Raw genomic sequence first — 15,066 nt, 5'->3', positions numbered from 1 at the left:
CCGATCAGCGTAACGCCAGGATCGCCGACCATTGTTCGGCGGTCACTGGCATGACTGAGAGCCGGCTGCCTTTCTGTACCAGAGGCAGCTGCTCCAGCGCGGCTTGCTGCTTCAGGTAGCCCAGGCTCAGGACGTCGCCGAAGTTGTCCACGAACGCTACATCGATGGCGCTCCACGGATTCTTGTCGGCGTTGGCTTTGGGGTCATGGTAGTGACTTTCCGGGTCGAGCGCGGTGGGGTCTGGATAGGCTGCACGGCTGATTTTCCCGATGCCTGCGATACCGGGCTCCGGGCAACTGGAATGGTAGAAAAAGAACTCATCGCCTACGGCCATCTCGCGCAGGAAGTTGCGCGCCTGATAGTTGCGAACGCCGTCCCAGCGTGCGTCGCCCAGGCGTTGCAGATCGCTGATCGAGAACTCGTCAGGCTCTGACTTCATTAGCCAATAGGCCATCTTTACGTCTCCGGAAAGTATAAAAAAACCGGTTTGTCGAGGCTTTGATGACAAACCGACGGTTGGTTGGCGCCAATATTTGCGTACTGGTTCACGTTATCGCAAAATGCCGCCATTTTAAGCATCACGCTGCTGCACGGCCCGAACGAACCGATGCTGACATCGTATTGATTTGCCGAAGGAGGGCAATCAATGAAACGCAAGCCGGATTTACTGTGGATTCTGGTTATTCTGTTTGGCCTTGGCGTCGTCACGACCGGCTATGCGCAGAGCTTGTGGGCTAACAAGACTGATGCGCCGGTAGAGATCGTACAGCAGCAGCAAAAAGTGCCCGGTCGACACTGATCACTCGGCGGTGATCGTGTTTCGGCACGATCACGTCTGCGTCAGGACAGATACCAGCGCTTTTCCGACACCGTGCCCGTCAGCGGCACATCCCAACTGGCTTGAGCCAGTCGCTCGACCTTCTGGCATTCATGGGCCAGACCCAGCAATACCGGTTTTTTCCAGATTTTTCTGCGTGCTCGATAAGCCAGGCTTCGGTCGTAGAAACCACCGCCCATCCCCAGCCTTCCGCCTTCATCGTCAAACCCGACCAACGGCATCAGGACCAGATCCAGCGCCCAGATCTTGCGTTGCCGGGCGCGGTTGATTCGCGGCTCCGGGATACGGAAACGGTTCGGTCTGAATTTCTCGCCGGGGCGCACCCGCTGGAACACCATACGGGTCCGCGGCCAGGCATTGAGTACAGGAAGGTAGGTCGCTTTGCCGCGTCGCTGGGCGGCACGCAGCAGCAAGCGCGGATCGATTTCGCCGTCCATCGGTAGATAGAGCGAGACATGCCGGGCACGACGAAAAATCGGGTGTTGTACCACCTGGCGAAACAAGCCGCGGGCAGCGGCGCGTTGCTCGCTGCCGCTCAGTGCGCGACGTGCATGGCGCAGCTGGCGACGAAGTTGTGCGCGGGTAAGCGCAGGAGCGCTTGTCATGATTGGAAGGTCATGCAGGCTGATCCATGAGGCAGAGAACCGGAGCTGGATCGTCATTGCCAGGCATGAACGCTGGCAATGCATTGAATATGGACTCCCCGACGAACCGCTGTCGGTTTAGCCCTTGAACCCGAAAGTTCAAGGTGGAGATTACAGGAGGTTTTCAGGCTTTCCGTCGAGCGGACATGCACACCAACCCCACGTGCAACCCCCGTGGTTGTGCGTATCGGCTCAGGGACATGACCGACTGGCAAGCACTCCAGGGAGCGACGCAAGTATACCGAAATGCCCGGAAATAATCAGCCCCGGGTTGAATCCGGTGTGCCGGGGGTATCGGTTGCCAGCACCAGATCGACTTTTTCCAGCAGGTCGCGGACCTGCTCGCGGGTCGAGCCGCTGGTCTGCACATCCGGCACGGTCTGCTTGTGCAGCAGATCGTGGGTGATGTTCAAAGCCGCCATGACGGCGATGCGATCAGCGCCTATGACTTTGCCGCTGCTGCGGATTTCACGCATTTTGCCGTCGAGGTAGCGGGCTGCACTGACCAGATTGGTGCGCTCTTCCTGAGGGCAGATGATGGAATATTCCTTGTCGAGGATTTGAACGGTGACGCTGTTGCCGTTGCTCATGAGTCTTGCTCCAGGGCTTTAAGGCGCGAAATCATGGTCTCGACCTTTTGCCGGGCGATTTCGTTCTTTTCAATGAGGTGGGCGCGTTCCTCGCGCCAGGATTTTTCCTGAGCTAATAGGAGTGCGTTTTGGCTTTTAAGTTGCTCGACATGCTTCAACAGCAACTCCAGCCGGCTCATCAGTGCTTGCAGATCGGTGTCTTCCATTGTTTTCCACTGAATACTTTCTGATGAATGGCAGAGGAGCCACCTTATGCCAAAGCCTCCGACCGCCGCCTTGGTGATCTTGTCGCGCGGATAGTCTAGGATACAAGGCCTTCATTCTAGACATTGCGCCGTTTGGCGACTAGCTACCCATGCCCATTCAGAATTCCCCGTACAAAGCATTCGCCACTCTGCTCACCAGCAGCGGCCATCCTGTTTCTCCTGCCGAGCTGCATGGTCTGCTGCTGGGCCGCAGTTGCGCAGGCGCCGGGTTTGATAACGAAGGCTGGTTCGCCGACGCCTCCGTGCTTCTGGAAACCGAGCCGCAGGAAAACGTTCGTCAGGCCCTGATCGGCCTGCAGGAAATGGTCAAGGGCGAGCTTACCAGCGACGACATGACCGTCGTGCTCTTGCTGCCTGGCGACGACGAGCCGCTGGCTGACCGCGCCGCTGCGCTGGGCCAGTGGTGCCAGGGTTTCCTGTCGGGCTTTGGCCTGGCCGCTGGCGACAAGGTGCTGAGCGTCGAAGCGACCGAGGTTCTTCAGGACCTGGCTGCCATCGCGCAGGTTCAGGATGCGCTGGAAGAGTCCGAAGACGGCGAGACCGATTACATGGAAGTCATGGAATACCTGCGGGTTGCGCCGCTGCTGCTGTTCACCGAACTCAACAAGTCGGCCGCGCCACAGCCCAAGCCTTCCCTGCACTGAGTCCACATACCGCGTTCGGCCGGGCGCCTCAGCGCTTTGGCCGATGCGTTCCACAAGGAACACCGACCGCCCATGATCCGCATCCCCAAGTCTGAGTACGCGCGGCGCCGCAAAGCCTTGATGGCCCAGATGGAGCCTAACAGCATCGCCATTATTCCGGCCGCTGCTGTTGCGATTCGCAACCGGGATGTCGAGCATGTGTACCGCCAGGACAGCGACTTCCAGTACATAAGCGGCTTCCCCGAGCCTGAAGCGGTAGCGGTGCTGATTCCGGGGCGCGAGTATGGCGAATATGTGCTGTTCTGCCGCGAGCGCAGTCCCGAGCGGGAGCTGTGGGACGGGCTGCGTGCGGGGCAGGAAGGCGCGATCCGCGACTACGGAGCCAACGACGCATTTCCCATCAGCGATATCGACGACATTCTGCCCGGCCTCATCGAAGGCCGTGATCGGGTGTATTCGGCGATGGGCAGCAACTCCGAGTTCGATAGGCATTTGATGGAGTGGATAAACGCCATTCGGTCCAAGGCCCATCTGGGCGCGCAGCCGCCCAACGAGTTCGTTGCGCTGGATCATCTGCTTCATGACATGCGGCTGTATAAATCGTCGGCTGAAATCAAGGTCATGCGCGAGGCTGCGCAGATCTCCGCGCGGGCCCACGTGCGAGCCATGCAGGCAAGCCGCCCGGGGCTGCACGAGTTCAGTCTGGAAGCCGAACTCGACTACGAGTTTCGCAAGGGCGGGGCAAAGATGCCGGCCTACGGGTCCATCGTTGCCTCGGGTCGCAACGGCTGCATCCTGCACTATCAGGAGAACGACGCCGTTCTGAAGGATGGTGATCTGGTGCTGATCGACGCGGGCTGCGAGATCGACTGCTACGCCAGCGATATCACGCGCACGTTCCCGGTCAATGGTCGCTTCACGCCTGAGCAGAAAGCGATCTATGAATTGGTGCTCAAGGCGCAGCAGGCGGCCTTTGCGGCGATTGGTCCCGGCAAGCATTGGAACCAGGCCCACGAGGCGACGGTCCAGGTAATAACCGCTGGCCTGGTCGAGCTGGGTCTGTTGCAGGGTGACGTCGAGCAGCTGATCCAGGACGAAGCCCACAAGGCGTTCTATATGCATCGTGCCGGGCACTGGCTGGGCATGGACGTGCATGACGTCGGCGATTACAAGGTCGGCGGCGAATGGCGGGTGCTTGAGGTCGGCATGACCCTCACCGTGGAGCCAGGGATCTACATCTCTCCCGACGATCACAATGTCGCGAAAAAATGGCGAGGTATTGGTGTGCGAATCGAAGATGACGTGGTCGTCACGCGACAAGGGTGCGAAATCCTCTCAAGCGGCGTGCCCAAGACAGTCGCTGAAATCGAGGCACTGATGGCCGCCGCGCGCGTGGAGGCCGCATGAGCCGCTTCAATCTTGCCATCGTGGGCGGCGGGCTGGTCGGTGCCAGTCTTGCGCTTGCCCTGCAGGCCGGTGCCAAGGCGCGCGGCTGGAAAATCGTGCTGATCGAACCCTTCGCGCCGGGTGAAACCTGGCAGCCGAGCTACGACGCACGTTCATCCGCATTATCTTTCGGCGCGCGTCGTATCTACGAGCGTCTCGGATTGTGGCAGCAGATATCACGTCGCGCCGAGCCGATCCTGCAGATCCAGGTTTCCGATCAGGGCCGCTTCGGCGCCACTCGGCTGTCGGCGATGGAAGAGGGTGTTCCGGCGCTGGGCTACGTGGTCGAAAACGCGTGGCTGGGCCAATGCCTGTGGGCAGCCCTGGACAGCGATGTCATCAGTTGGCGTGTTCCGGCCGAAGTCCAGAGCATGCAGGCTGTCGCCGACGGGTATCGCCTGACGCTCAACGACGAAACTGAGCTGGAATGCGATCTGGCGATACTCGCGGACGGTGGCCGTTCCAGCCTGCGCGAACAACTGGGTATCGCCGTGCACCAGCGGCCTTACGACCAGAGCGCGCTGATCGCCAACATCACCCCGAGCGAAGCTCACTGCGGCCAGGCGTTCGAGCGTTTCACCGAAGATGGCCCGATGGCGCTGCTGCCGTTGCCGGAAAACCGTTGTGCGCTGGTCTGGACACGCACTGGCAGTGACACTCGACGTCTCGCCGCGCTGGACGACCGCAGCTTCCTTGAGGAACTGCAAGGTGTGTTCGGCTACAGGCTGGGTACCTTGCGGCAGGTAGGCGCACGGCATGTTTACCCGCTGGCGCTGATCGAGGCGCAAGAACAGATTCGCTCCAATCTCGTGATCCTCGGCAATGCCGCCCACAGCCTGCACCCCATTGCCGGGCAAGGTTTCAACCTGTCCTTGCGCGATGCCGATGCTCTTGCCGAAACGCTGCTCGATAGCGATGGGCCGCTGGGCGACCTGGCGACCTTGCAAGCGTATCGGGACAGGCAACGTATGGACCAGCAGCTCACCGTCGGCTTTTCCGACAAGGTGACTCGCCTGTTCGGCAGCAAACAGTCGGTGATCGCTACTGGACGCAACCTTGGCCTCCTCGGCCTCGACCTGCTGCCGCCCGCCAAACGCTGGTTCGCCCGCCAGGCCATGGGCTTGGGAACCCGCCCCGATGTCTGACGCTTCGACACTTCATTCACGAGATCGAGTAAGCATGGAAACGCGCGCGGATGTGTTGATTGTCGGAGCCGGTATGGTCGGCAGCGCTCTTGCATTGGCTTTGCAGGGCAGTGGTTTGGACATCATTGTCGTCGACGGCGGATCGCTGAGCGTCAAACCGTTCGATTCGCAGTCGGCCTTCGAACCGCGGGTCAGCGCGCTGTCGGCCGCCAGCCAGCGAATTCTGCAACGCCTCGATGTGTGGGACGGCATTGCCGCGAGGCGCGTCAGCCCGTATGGGCACATGCATGTCTGGGACGGCAGCGGCACCGGGCAGATTCACTTTTCGGCGTCCAGTGTGCATGCCGATGTGCTCGGGCATATCGTGGAAAACCGTGTGGTGCAGGACGCTTTGCTGGACCGGCTGCATGACAGCGACATCGGTCTGCTGGGCAATGCGCGGCTGGAGCAGATGCGCCATTCCGGTGATGACTGGCTGCTGACCCTCTCCGACGGGCGGCGATTGCGTGCTCCGCTGGTGATTGCTGCCGATGGTGCCAACTCCGCTGTACGCCGCCTGACCGGCACGCCGACGCGGGAGTGGGACTACATGCACCACGCCATCGTCACCAGCGTTCGTTGTGCCGATTCGCACAAGCGGACAGCCTGGCAGCGATTCACTGATGACGGTCCTCTGGCCTTTCTTCCGCTTGAGCGTGGCGACGAGCATTGGTGCTCGATTGTCTGGTCGGTCACGCCCAAGGAAGCCGAGCGGCTGATGGCGCTGGGCGACGAACCATTCTGCCGCGCGCTTGAGCAGGCCTTCGAGGGGCGGTTGGGTCAGGTGCTGGCCGCTGACTCTCGCTTGTGCGTCCCTCTGCGCCAGCGTCACGCCAAGCGTTATGTCGCCAGAGGGCTGGCACTGATTGGCGATGCTGCCCACACAATCCACCCGCTTGCAGGGCAGGGCGTGAACCTTGGCTTTCTAGACGCTGCGGTGCTGGCCGAAGTGCTCCGCCATGCCGCGGATCGTGGCGAGAACTTGGCTGACATGCGTGTGCTTGCCCGCTACGAGCGCCGCCGCATGCCGCACAACCTGGCGCTGATGGCCGCGATGGAAGGCTTCGAGCGCCTGTTCCAGACCGACCGCATGCCGTTGCGCTGGCTGCGCAACACCGGTCTGAAGCTGGTAAATCAGATGCCCGAAGCCAAGGCGCTGTTCGTGCGCGAGGCGCTGGGTTTGTCTGGCGAATTACCTGAGCTGGCGCGGCTCTAGACCCGTAGGAGCGCGCTTGCCCGCGACTGGGTTGTGTCAGTGCCGGATGGTTCAACTGGCATTATGCAGTTGCGGGCAAGCGCGCTCCTGCATTGCTTGCCTCGCAACATTCTGTAACGTCTAAAGACCCCCGCTGATTGAGATAGCAAATGGTATTCACTACCATTTCGCCTCAATTTGCGAACGCGAGAGACTCCCATGCAGGCAAGCAAGCGTATTCTGGCTGCTTTGACACTGGCCATTCTTGGCAGCACTGCGCAGGCCGCCGATGAAGTCGTGGTGTATTCCTCTCGGATCGATGAACTGATCAAACCGGTGTTCGACGCCTACACCGCCAAGACCGGGGTAAAGATCAAGTTCATTACCGACAAGGAAGCGCCGTTGATGCAGCGCATCAAGGCAGAGGGCGAGAATGCGACCGCCGACCTGCTATTGACCGTTGATGCCGGCAACCTGTGGCAGGCCGAACAGATGGGCATTCTCCAGCCGTTCATTACACCCGTTATCGAGAGCAACATCCCGCCTCAATATCGCTCCTCGACCCAAGGCTGGACAGGCCTGAGTCTGCGAGCGCGGACTGTCGCTTACTCCACCGACCGCGTGAAACCGGCGGAGCTGAGTACTTACGAAGCGCTGGCGGACAAGAACTGGGAGGGTCGACTCTGTCTGCGCACGGCCAAGAAGGTCTACAACCAGTCATTGACTGCAACCCTGATCGAGACCCACGGCGCCGAAGCCTCGGAGAAGATCCTCAAGGGCTGGGTCAACAACCTGTCCACCGACGTGTTTTCCGACGACATCGCGGTGTTGGAAGCGATCAACGCCGGGCAGTGCGACGTTGGCATCGTGAATTCCTATTATTACGGTCGCCTGCACAAGCAGGATCCGAATCTGGCCGTGAAACTGTTCTGGCCGAATCAGGCAGACCGTGGCGTTCACGTGAACCTGTCGGGCATTGGCCTGACCAAATTCGCGCCGCATCCCGAGGCAGCCAAGGCGCTGGTCGAATGGATGACCGGCCCCGAGGCGCAGACCATCTTCTCCAGCGTCAATCAGGAGTTCCCGGCTAACCCGAAGGTTGCGCCGTCTGATGAAGTGGCAAGCTGGGGTTCGTTCAAGGCCGACACCATTCCCGTCGAAGTGGCGGGCAAGCGTCAGGCCGAAGCGATTCGCATGATGGATCGCGTCGGCTGGAATTGATTTAATAGCCGCCGCCTAACACGGGCCATCTTCCTTTTCTGCACTGAGTTTTCCCCTTGGCCCATCCCGCCCAACGCCGCTGGTACCCTCTGGTCTTCGCCATCGCCGCGTTGGTGCTGCTGCCGCTTAGCGTGTTGCTGTTGTCGTGGGAGACCATAGATCGCGAGATCTGGTCCCACCTGCTCGACACGCAGATGACCCGCCTGTTGGGCAACACGGCGACGCTGTTGTTGGGTGTGGGGATTGGCGTCACCGTGCTGGGCGTGAGCCTGGCTTGGCTGACCAGCCTGTGCGAGTTTCCCGGCCGTCGTTGGCTGGACTGGGCGTTGATGCTGCCTTTCGCCATCCCGGCCTACGTGCTGGCGTTTGTCTTTGTCGGATTGCTGGATTTTTCCGGGCCGGTACAAAGCCTCATGCGCGACTGGTTCGGCACCGGGCTACGGTTGCCTCGGGTGCGGTCCACCGGCGGGGTCATTCTGGTTCTGGTACTGGTGTTTTACCCCTACGTTTACCTGTTGGCGCGGACCGCCTTCCTCGCTCAAGGCAAAGGCCTGATGGAAGCGGCGCGGGTTCTCGGGCTATCGCCTCTGCAAGCGTTCTGGCGGGTTGCCCTGCCGATGGCTCGCCCGGCCATCGGCGCGGGCGTGGCGTTGGCATTGATGGAGACGCTGGCTGATTTCGGCGCCGTGTCGGTTTTCAATTTCGACACCTTCACTACCGCCATCTACAAGACCTGGTACGGTTTCTTCAGCCTTTCGAGCGCGGCGCAGCTAGCCAGCCTGTTGCTGCTGGCGGTCATGATCGTGCTGTATGGCGAGCGCCGGGCGCGCGGAGCCAGCCGGCCCACCAACGAACGTCCTCGTGGCAAGGCGCTCTACCACCTGCATGGTTTCAAGGCTCTGGCCGCTACGTTCTGGTGTGGACTGGTGTTTGCCTGCGCCTTTGTGGTGCCGCTGTTGCAGTTGATCGTCTGGGTCTGGCAGCGGGGCCGTTTCGACCTGGATGAGCGATACACCGGACTGATTCTGCATACGCTGTATCTAGGTGGCATTGCGGCGCTGATCACAGTGAGCGTTGCGCTGATTCTGGCCTTTGCTCAGCGCATGGCGCCTACTCGCGCGATTCGTTCCGGCGTCAGCATCGCCAACCTGGGCTACGCGCTGCCGGGCTCGGTATTGGCGGTGTCCATCATGTTGGCATTCAGCTACCTGGATCGCGTACTGGTGATCCCGCTGTCCGGCTGGCTGGGTGGCGCGGGCAAGCCGCTGTTGCTGGGCAGCCTGTCGGCGTTGCTGCTCGCGTACCTGGTGCGCTTCATCGCAGTAGCGTACGGGCCGCTGGAAAACAGTCTGGCGCGCATCCGACCTTCGCTTCCGGAGGCCGCGCGCAGCCTCGGCGTCAGCGGACCGAAGCTGTTTTTGAAGGTGTATCTGCCGTTGCTGGTGCCGGGTGCCTTGAGCGCCGCGCTGCTGGTGTTCGTTGACGTGCTGAAGGAAATGCCGGCCACCCTGTTGATGCGCCCGTTCGGTTGGGACACGCTGGCCGTCCGAATCTTCGAAATGACCAGCGAAGGCGAGTGGGCGCGGGCCGCGTTACCGGCCCTGACGCTGGTGCTCGTCGGCCTGTTGCCGGTCATCGGTCTGATCCGGCGTTCTGCCCGGCAGATTGGCTAGGTGCGGGTCCCCCACCATGCGGCTACAATGCGCCGCAATCGGTGCGGTCTGTCAGATTTTTCGATGAGCTGATATTTGCTGCAAACCCCGAGTCATGGGGGCTTGTCGAACATTTGCCGGTCCGCGCCTTCGCCACGCCCGGAAGGAGAAACCCATGGGACAGCGTACGCCCCTCTTTGACCTGCACCTCGCGCTTGGCGCGAAAATGGTCGATTTTGGTGGTTGGGACATGCCGTTGCATTATGGATCGCAGGTCGAGGAGCACCATCAGGTGCGCCGCGATTGCGGGGTGTTCGATGTCTCTCACATGCGTGTAATCGATGTGATCGGCAGTCAGGCCAAGGCCTGGCTGCGCTACCTGCTCGCCAACGATGTCGACCGCCTCAAGAGCGAGGGTCGAGCGCTTTACAGCGCCATGCTCGATGCCAGTGGCGGCATCATCGATGACATGATCGTTTACCTCACCGCCAACGGTTATCGGCTTGTGGTCAACGCGGCTACCGGTGCCAAGGACCTGGCCTGGATGCAGTCGCAGCTGGCGGGCTTCGATGTGGAGCTGATCGCCAGAGACGAAATGTCCATGCTGGCCATTCAGGGGCCGCAGGCACGGAGCCGGATCGCCGAGCTGGTGACCAGCTCTCGCGCCGAACTGATTCGCAGGCTCCAGCCCTTTGAGGGCCACGATGAAGGCGACTGGTTTATCGCCCGAACCGGCTACACGGGCGAAGACGGGTTGGAGATCATGCTGCCGGCCGAACAGGCGCCCAGCTTTTTCAACGATCTGGTTGGTGCGGGTATCTCGCCGATCGGCCTGGGAGCTCGCGATACGCTGCGCCTGGAAGCCGGCATGAATCTGTACGGCCAGGACATCGACGAAGGCGTCTCGCCTCTGGTTTCCAACATTGCCTGGTCCGTGGCGTGGGAGCCGGCGGAACGCGACTTTATCGGGCGGGCTGCGTTGCAGGACGAACGAGCCCGTGGTGTGGCGTCCAAGCTGGTCGGCCTGGTGCTCGAAGAGCGCGGCGTGCTGCGGGCGCATCAGGTTGTGCGGATCGCAGAAATTGGCGAAGGTGAGATCACCAGTGGTAGTTTCTCGCCTACGCTAAGCAAATCCATTGCCCTGGCACGTGTACCCATGGCGACCGCCGACCGGGCCGAGGTGGAAATCCGCGGCAAATGGTATCCCGTACGGGTCGTACAGCCGGTGTTCGTGCGCCATGGCAAGGTCCTTATCTAACCTATCTGGCGGGTTTCCGCTGACTCGATGTAGAGGATGACTAAATGAGCAATATTCCCGCCGAACTGCGTTTCGCCGAAAGCCATGAATGGGCGCGTCTGGAATCGGATGGCACGGTAACGGTCGGTATCTCCGACCATGCACAGGAAGCATTGGGCGATGTCGTGTTCGTCGAGCTGCCGGAAGTCGGCAAAGTGTTTGCCGCAGGCGAAGCTGCTGGCGTCGTGGAGTCCGTCAAGGCTGCGTCCGACATCTACTCGCCGATTGCCGGCGAAGTAACCGCTGTCAACGAAGAGCTGGGCGCCAGCCCGGAGTTGCTCAACAGCACCCCGTACGACGCGTGGATCTTCAAGATCGCTCCGTCGAACGCTGATGCCGACTTGGGCAAGCTGCTGGACGCCGCCGGTTACAGGAACGCCATCGGCGAGTAAACCGGACACAAAAAAAAGCCGCTCGATTGAGCGGCATTTTTTTTGCGCCGCTTACTGGTTTTCGGCGACCAGATTCTTGTCCAGGATGGCGTTGGCCAAATCCATGTCTGTCGCCTGCAGCCCCGGATTGTCGTTACGTACCTGCTGAATAGCCGCTTCCAGGAACGGGCCGCGAATCCCGCCGTCACTGGCAACGAAACTGCCGGCATCGTCTTGAGCGGCAACGATCAACTTGTGATCCTTGAAAGTCAGGTAAGTCGAGCCGGTGGTCGCGCCCGAGGAAATCACGTTACGCCAGAAAGTGTCAGCCATCGCTGAGCCGACTGGAAGAGATAGCAAGGCTACCGTGGCAACAGCAAACTTGAGACGCATAATCAGGTACTCCAACTGTGGTTGTTCTGATCACTTGGATAGGCGCAGCACAGGACTAGTTCAATAGCCCATCGTGAGAGCCTGCAACGGTCTTGAGTGGTCTTGTAGGAGCCCGCTTGCTGGCGAGGACATAGGTACAGACGACACAGCGACTGCGGCAGTTCTGCCTCTCGCCAGCAAGCTGGCTCCCACAGGGCTGCGGCACATGTCCACAGTGCTGCGGCATATTGCTGAACTGTAGGAGCCAGCTTGCTGGCGAGGACTTTGGTACAGAGGACATAGCGGCTGCGGCAGTTCTGCCTCTCGCCAGCAAGCTGGCTCCCACAGGGCTGCGGCACATGTCCACAGTGCTGCGGCACGCTGCTGAACTGTAGGAGGCAGCTTGCTGGCGAAGAGGTCGGTGCAGCCACGCGGAGGTGAAGGATCAGCGCTGTTCACTCTGCGGCGTGACCCGCAGCACTTCCTCCAGAGTCGTCAGGCCCGCCGATACCTTCTGCGCGCCGGACAGACGCAAGCTGCGCATGCCTTCCTTGAACGCCTGACGGCGCATCGCGGTGAGGTCCAGATCCGCCGAAATCAGCGCCTTGACGTTATCGGACATCAACATGATTTCGTAGACGCCTGCCCGGCCTCGGTAGCCTGTTTCGCGGCATTCCACGCAACCCACAGCCTGGTGCGCACCCGTAGGTACCGGTGCTTGCCAGGGTCGCGTCAGCGTCTGCCAATCGGTCTCGTTCAGATTGATCGGCGCCTTGCAATGCGGGCACAGGGTCCGGACCAGACGCTGCGCCATGACGCCCAGAATCGTGGCCTTGAGCAAGTAATGCGGGACGCCCAGTTCGAGCATGCGGCTGATTGCACTTGGAGCGTCGTTGGTGTGCAGGGTCGACAGCACCAGGTGCCCGGTCAGCGCTGCCTGAATAGCCATTTCCGCAGTTTCCAGATCGCGAATCTCGCCAATCATGATGATGTCCGGGTCTTGTCGCATCAGTGCCCGGACTCCGCTGGCGAAATTCAGGTCGATGTTGTGCTGCACCTGCATCTGGTTGAACGCCGGTTCCACCATCTCGATCGGGTCTTCGATGGTGCAGAGGTTGACCTCCGAGGTCGCCAGTTTTTTGAGGGTGGTGTAGAGCGTGGTGGTTTTGCCCGAGCCAGTCGGGCCGGTCACCAGGATGATGCCGTTGGGCTGGCGGGTCATGTCCTGCCAGCGCCGCAGATCGTCATTGGAAAACCCCAACTGATCGAAATTCTTCAGCAACACTTCCGGGTCGAAAATCCGCATGACCATCTTTTCGCCGAACGCTGTGGGCAACGTGGAAAGCCGCAGCTCCACCTCGCCGCCATCGGGTGTCGTGGTCTTGACCCGGCCGTCCTGCGGCTTGCGCTTTTCCGCCACGTTCATGCGGCCCAGGCTCTTGAGGCGGCTGACGACAGCCATGACCACTTGAGGCGGAAACTGATAGACGTTGTGCAACACGCCGTCGATGCGGAACCGCACCGTGCCTTGCTCGCGTCGCGGCTCGATATGAATATCGCTGGCGCGCTGCTGGAATGCGTATTGAAACAGCCAGTCAACGATGTTGACGATGTGAGCATCGTTGGCATCAGGCTCCTGATCACTGGCGCCAAGCTTGAGCAACTGTTCGAAGTTGCCCATGTTGCTCATTTTCTGTTCAGTCGAATTGGCGCCGCTGACCGATTTGGCCAACCTGAAAAACTCGACCGCCACCCGCTGAATATCCACCGGATTCGCCACAACGCGCTTGATCGGGAGTTTCAGCACATGGGCAAGGTCCGCCTCCCACGAGCGCACATAAGGCTGAGCACTGGCAATGGTCACCGATTCGCGGTCGATGGCAACCGCCAGAATCTTGTGGCGTTGCGCAAAGGCGTAGGACATCAGGGGCGTTACCGCCGTGACGTTGATCTTCAGCGGGTCGATGCGCATGTACGGCTGGCCGCATTCCTGGGCCAGCCACGCGGTGAGAGTTTCCAGATCCAGGCGCTTGCCGGGACGCTTGAGGTCATCGAACTGCAGCGAAGCGAGAAATTCGAGCGGGTGAAGCTGGATATTGGCAGCGCTGCGCCGCTGAGTAAGCGCTGTTTCCGCGTCATCCTGGCCAAGATGGCCCTGCGCGACCAGATCCCGCAGCAGGTCATTCAGATCCAGCCAGCGATCTTGGGAAGAGGGGGCGAGGACTGCCATGCGCGCTCCTTGAACAGTTCATCTTGACGATGAGCAAGAGTAGCGCCCGGGCAGACCGATATGAGCTTCGCTGTGTGACCGGTGTTGTCGATTTTTCGCGAGATGTTAGCCGGCTGCCAGGGCGACGTGATGTTGTACAGGATCGACCGAGTCGAGCCGCGTCAGTTCAACCGAGCATACGTCGATCAAGTTGCGCATTTTCTCACCAATGACCTGCGCACGATGCCAGCTCAGGCCGTCGATTGCCACCTCGATGGTCAACAAATCATCCACGCGACTTACCGAAACTTCCCGTGGTACCAGGTATTGCAAGGCAAACAGGTTCAGTACCTGACACAGCAACGCCGGTTCGGCGCAGGCCACGATCCGGTAGCTGGCGCCACAATGAATACTGGTCGCCGACCAGGTGTCGACGCGGTGTACGGGGGTATTCACGGCTTCGAGAGTGGGCATCTGGCATCTCCTGTTCAATGGAGAAAAGTCTTGCATGCCAGAAAAGAAATTTCTGATCGTTGATCGATTGGATTACGCTTGTTACGACTTGTTAATGCCCAGAAAACTCTGATCGAGAATTGATTATGCAAACCGAGCTGGATAGCTACGACCGCAAGATTCTTGCTCTGCTGCAGGACGATGCCTCGCTGTCCAGCGCACAGATCGCCGAACAGGTAGGCCTGTCGCAGTCGCCGTGCTGGCGCCGGATTCAGCGGCTCAAGGATGAAGGCGTGATCCGTCGCCAGGTCACCTTGCTGGATCGCAAGAAGATCGGGCTGAATACCCAGATCTTCGCTGAGGTCAAACTCAACGCCCACGGCCGCTCCAACTTTACCGAGTTCACCGATGCGATTCGCGGCTTCCCCGAGGTGCTGGAATGTTACGTACTGATGGGGTCGGTGGACTTCCTGCTGCGCATAGTCACGCCGGACATCGAGGCGTATGAGCGATTCTTCTTCGAGAAGCTGTCGCTGGTGCCGGGGATTCAGGAAGTGAACTCCACCGTAGCGCTGTCCGAGATCAAGTCGACAACGAGCCTGCCGTTGTTGAAATAACCCTGGTGCCACCGGACTGCACTGATGTGAGAGGGAGCTTGCTCGCGACGACCGATCGGGCTGTACA

At 60.5% G+C, this 15,066-nt stretch carries 17 protein-coding genes and 1 other RNA gene; 10 read left to right on the top strand and 8 right to left on the bottom strand.

Going from position 1 to position 15,066, the window contains the following annotated elements:
- Window positions 1-4: 4 nt before the first annotated feature.
- Window positions 5-454, bottom strand: coding sequence for an EVE domain-containing protein (locus tag J3P77_RS21230; protein ID WP_434678531.1), 450 nt, complete (start codon window positions 452-454; stop codon window positions 5-7).
- A 192-nt stretch (window positions 455-646) separates the two neighbouring features.
- Here J3P77_RS21230 and J3P77_RS21225 point away from each other — a divergent pair, with 192 nt between their 5' ends.
- Window positions 647-799, top strand: a complete 153-nt coding sequence (locus tag J3P77_RS21225; RefSeq protein ID WP_434678530.1) for a hypothetical protein — start codon at window positions 647-649, stop codon at window positions 797-799.
- A 41-nt stretch (window positions 800-840) separates the two neighbouring features.
- Here the strand turns inward: J3P77_RS21225 and J3P77_RS21220 are convergent, their stop codons facing one another.
- The 4 genes from J3P77_RS21220 to J3P77_RS21205 form a co-directional block, all read right to left on the bottom strand.
- Window positions 841-1,443, bottom strand: a complete 603-nt coding sequence (locus tag J3P77_RS21220) for a 5-formyltetrahydrofolate cyclo-ligase (protein ID WP_434678529.1) — start codon at window positions 1,441-1,443, stop codon at window positions 841-843.
- 91 nt (window positions 1,444-1,534) lie between these two features.
- Window positions 1,535-1,712: non-coding RNA, 6S RNA (ssrS, locus tag J3P77_RS21215), on the bottom strand.
- 30 nt (window positions 1,713-1,742) lie between these two features.
- Window positions 1,743-2,072, bottom strand: coding sequence for a cell division protein ZapA (locus J3P77_RS21210; protein ID WP_434678528.1), 330 nt, complete (start codon window positions 2,070-2,072; stop codon window positions 1,743-1,745).
- Window positions 2,069-2,278 carry a TIGR02449 family protein gene (locus J3P77_RS21205; RefSeq protein ID WP_434678527.1) on the bottom strand — a complete coding sequence of 70 codons (210 nt, stop codon included), beginning with the start codon at window positions 2,276-2,278 and terminating at the stop codon, window positions 2,069-2,071. The genes J3P77_RS21210 and J3P77_RS21205 overlap by 4 nt, the downstream gene beginning before the upstream one ends.
- Window positions 2,279-2,427: 149 nt before the next feature.
- Here J3P77_RS21205 and J3P77_RS21200 point away from each other — a divergent pair, with 149 nt between their 5' ends.
- The 8 genes from J3P77_RS21200 (at window position 2,428) to gcvH (ending at window position 11,369) form a co-directional block, all read left to right on the top strand.
- A complete protein-coding gene (locus J3P77_RS21200; protein WP_434678526.1) occupies window positions 2,428-2,982 on the top strand; it encodes a YecA family protein in 555 nt (184 codons plus the stop codon).
- A gap of 72 nt (window positions 2,983-3,054) precedes the next feature.
- On the top strand, window positions 3,055-4,389 hold the full coding sequence (gene pepP, locus J3P77_RS21195; RefSeq protein ID WP_434678525.1) for a Xaa-Pro aminopeptidase: 1,335 nt from the start codon (window positions 3,055-3,057) through the stop codon (window positions 4,387-4,389).
- Complete coding sequence (ubiH, locus tag J3P77_RS21190) at window positions 4,386-5,573, top strand: 2-octaprenyl-6-methoxyphenyl hydroxylase (RefSeq protein WP_434678523.1); 1,188 nt, start codon at window positions 4,386-4,388, stop codon at window positions 5,571-5,573. Before pepP ends, ubiH begins: the two co-directional genes overlap by 4 nt.
- A 34-nt stretch (window positions 5,574-5,607) precedes the next feature.
- The gene (locus J3P77_RS21185; RefSeq protein ID WP_434678522.1) at window positions 5,608-6,828 is read left to right on the top strand and encodes a 2-octaprenyl-3-methyl-6-methoxy-1,4-benzoquinol hydroxylase; all 1,221 of its coding nucleotides are present in this window, start codon (window positions 5,608-5,610) and stop codon (window positions 6,826-6,828) included.
- A 198-nt stretch (window positions 6,829-7,026) separates the two neighbouring features.
- A complete protein-coding gene (locus J3P77_RS21180) occupies window positions 7,027-8,028 on the top strand; it encodes an extracellular solute-binding protein (protein ID WP_434678521.1) in 1,002 nt (333 codons plus the stop codon).
- 56 nt (window positions 8,029-8,084) lie between these two features.
- Window positions 8,085-9,701, top strand: coding sequence for an ABC transporter permease (locus J3P77_RS21175; RefSeq protein ID WP_434678520.1), 1,617 nt, complete (start codon window positions 8,085-8,087; stop codon window positions 9,699-9,701).
- A 154-nt stretch (window positions 9,702-9,855) separates the two neighbouring features.
- Window positions 9,856-10,938 carry a glycine cleavage system aminomethyltransferase GcvT gene (gene gcvT / locus J3P77_RS21170; RefSeq protein ID WP_434678519.1) on the top strand — a complete coding sequence of 361 codons (1,083 nt, stop codon included), beginning with the start codon at window positions 9,856-9,858 and terminating at the stop codon, window positions 10,936-10,938.
- Window positions 10,939-10,982: 44 nt separating this feature from the next.
- Window positions 10,983-11,369 carry a glycine cleavage system protein GcvH gene (gene gcvH / locus J3P77_RS21165; RefSeq protein ID WP_434678518.1) on the top strand — a complete coding sequence of 129 codons (387 nt, stop codon included), beginning with the start codon at window positions 10,983-10,985 and terminating at the stop codon, window positions 11,367-11,369.
- Between the two features lie 51 nt (window positions 11,370-11,420).
- Here gcvH and J3P77_RS21160 read toward each other — a convergent pair whose 3' ends face one another.
- The 3 genes from J3P77_RS21160 to J3P77_RS21150 form a co-directional block, all read right to left on the bottom strand.
- On the bottom strand, window positions 11,421-11,741 hold the full coding sequence (locus tag J3P77_RS21160) for a DUF2388 domain-containing protein (RefSeq protein ID WP_434678517.1): 321 nt from the start codon (window positions 11,739-11,741) through the stop codon (window positions 11,421-11,423).
- Between the two features lie 424 nt (window positions 11,742-12,165).
- Complete coding sequence (locus tag J3P77_RS21155) at window positions 12,166-13,950, bottom strand: GspE/PulE family protein (RefSeq protein ID WP_434678516.1); 1,785 nt, start codon at window positions 13,948-13,950, stop codon at window positions 12,166-12,168.
- A 105-nt stretch (window positions 13,951-14,055) separates the two neighbouring features.
- The gene (locus J3P77_RS21150; RefSeq protein WP_434678515.1) at window positions 14,056-14,403 is read right to left on the bottom strand and encodes a hypothetical protein; all 348 of its coding nucleotides are present in this window, start codon (window positions 14,401-14,403) and stop codon (window positions 14,056-14,058) included.
- Window positions 14,404-14,528: 125 nt separating this feature from the next.
- Here J3P77_RS21150 and J3P77_RS21145 point away from each other — a divergent pair, with 125 nt between their 5' ends.
- On the top strand, window positions 14,529-14,999 hold the full coding sequence (locus J3P77_RS21145) for an Lrp/AsnC family transcriptional regulator (protein ID WP_434678514.1): 471 nt from the start codon (window positions 14,529-14,531) through the stop codon (window positions 14,997-14,999).
- Window positions 15,000-15,066 lie beyond the last annotated feature (67 nt).

Source organism: Pseudomonas sp. R1-18, from assembly GCF_051132095.1.
In the GTDB taxonomy this organism is placed as follows: domain Bacteria; phylum Pseudomonadota; class Gammaproteobacteria; order Pseudomonadales; family Pseudomonadaceae; genus Aquipseudomonas.
The sequence above is the reverse complement of the archived record's forward strand: the minus strand, read 5'-3'. Positions and strand labels throughout refer to the sequence as shown.

Coding starts and splice junctions, on each gene's coding strand:
- J3P77_RS21230 (WP_434678531.1), bottom strand. CDS start 454: ATGGCCTATTGGCTAATGAAGTCAGAGCCTGACGAGTTCTCGATCAGC.
- J3P77_RS21225 (WP_434678530.1), top strand. CDS start 647: ATGAAACGCAAGCCGGATTTACTGTGGATTCTGGTTATTCTGTTTGGC.
- J3P77_RS21220 (WP_434678529.1), bottom strand. CDS start 1,443: ATGACAAGCGCTCCTGCGCTTACCCGCGCACAACTTCGTCGCCAGCTG.
- J3P77_RS21210 (WP_434678528.1), bottom strand. CDS start 2,072: ATGAGCAACGGCAACAGCGTCACCGTTCAAATCCTCGACAAGGAATAT.
- J3P77_RS21205 (WP_434678527.1), bottom strand. CDS start 2,278: ATGGAAGACACCGATCTGCAAGCACTGATGAGCCGGCTGGAGTTGCTG.
- J3P77_RS21200 (WP_434678526.1), top strand. CDS start 2,428: ATGCCCATTCAGAATTCCCCGTACAAAGCATTCGCCACTCTGCTCACC.
- pepP (WP_434678525.1), top strand. CDS start 3,055: ATGATCCGCATCCCCAAGTCTGAGTACGCGCGGCGCCGCAAAGCCTTG.
- ubiH (WP_434678523.1), top strand. CDS start 4,386: ATGAGCCGCTTCAATCTTGCCATCGTGGGCGGCGGGCTGGTCGGTGCC.
- J3P77_RS21185 (WP_434678522.1), top strand. CDS start 5,608: ATGGAAACGCGCGCGGATGTGTTGATTGTCGGAGCCGGTATGGTCGGC.
- J3P77_RS21180 (WP_434678521.1), top strand. CDS start 7,027: ATGCAGGCAAGCAAGCGTATTCTGGCTGCTTTGACACTGGCCATTCTT.
- gcvT (WP_434678519.1), top strand. CDS start 9,856: ATGGGACAGCGTACGCCCCTCTTTGACCTGCACCTCGCGCTTGGCGCG.
- gcvH (WP_434678518.1), top strand. CDS start 10,983: ATGAGCAATATTCCCGCCGAACTGCGTTTCGCCGAAAGCCATGAATGG.
- J3P77_RS21160 (WP_434678517.1), bottom strand. CDS start 11,741: ATGCGTCTCAAGTTTGCTGTTGCCACGGTAGCCTTGCTATCTCTTCCA.
- J3P77_RS21155 (WP_434678516.1), bottom strand. CDS start 13,950: ATGGCAGTCCTCGCCCCCTCTTCCCAAGATCGCTGGCTGGATCTGAAT.
- J3P77_RS21150 (WP_434678515.1), bottom strand. CDS start 14,403: ATGCCCACTCTCGAAGCCGTGAATACCCCCGTACACCGCGTCGACACC.
- J3P77_RS21145 (WP_434678514.1), top strand. CDS start 14,529: ATGCAAACCGAGCTGGATAGCTACGACCGCAAGATTCTTGCTCTGCTG.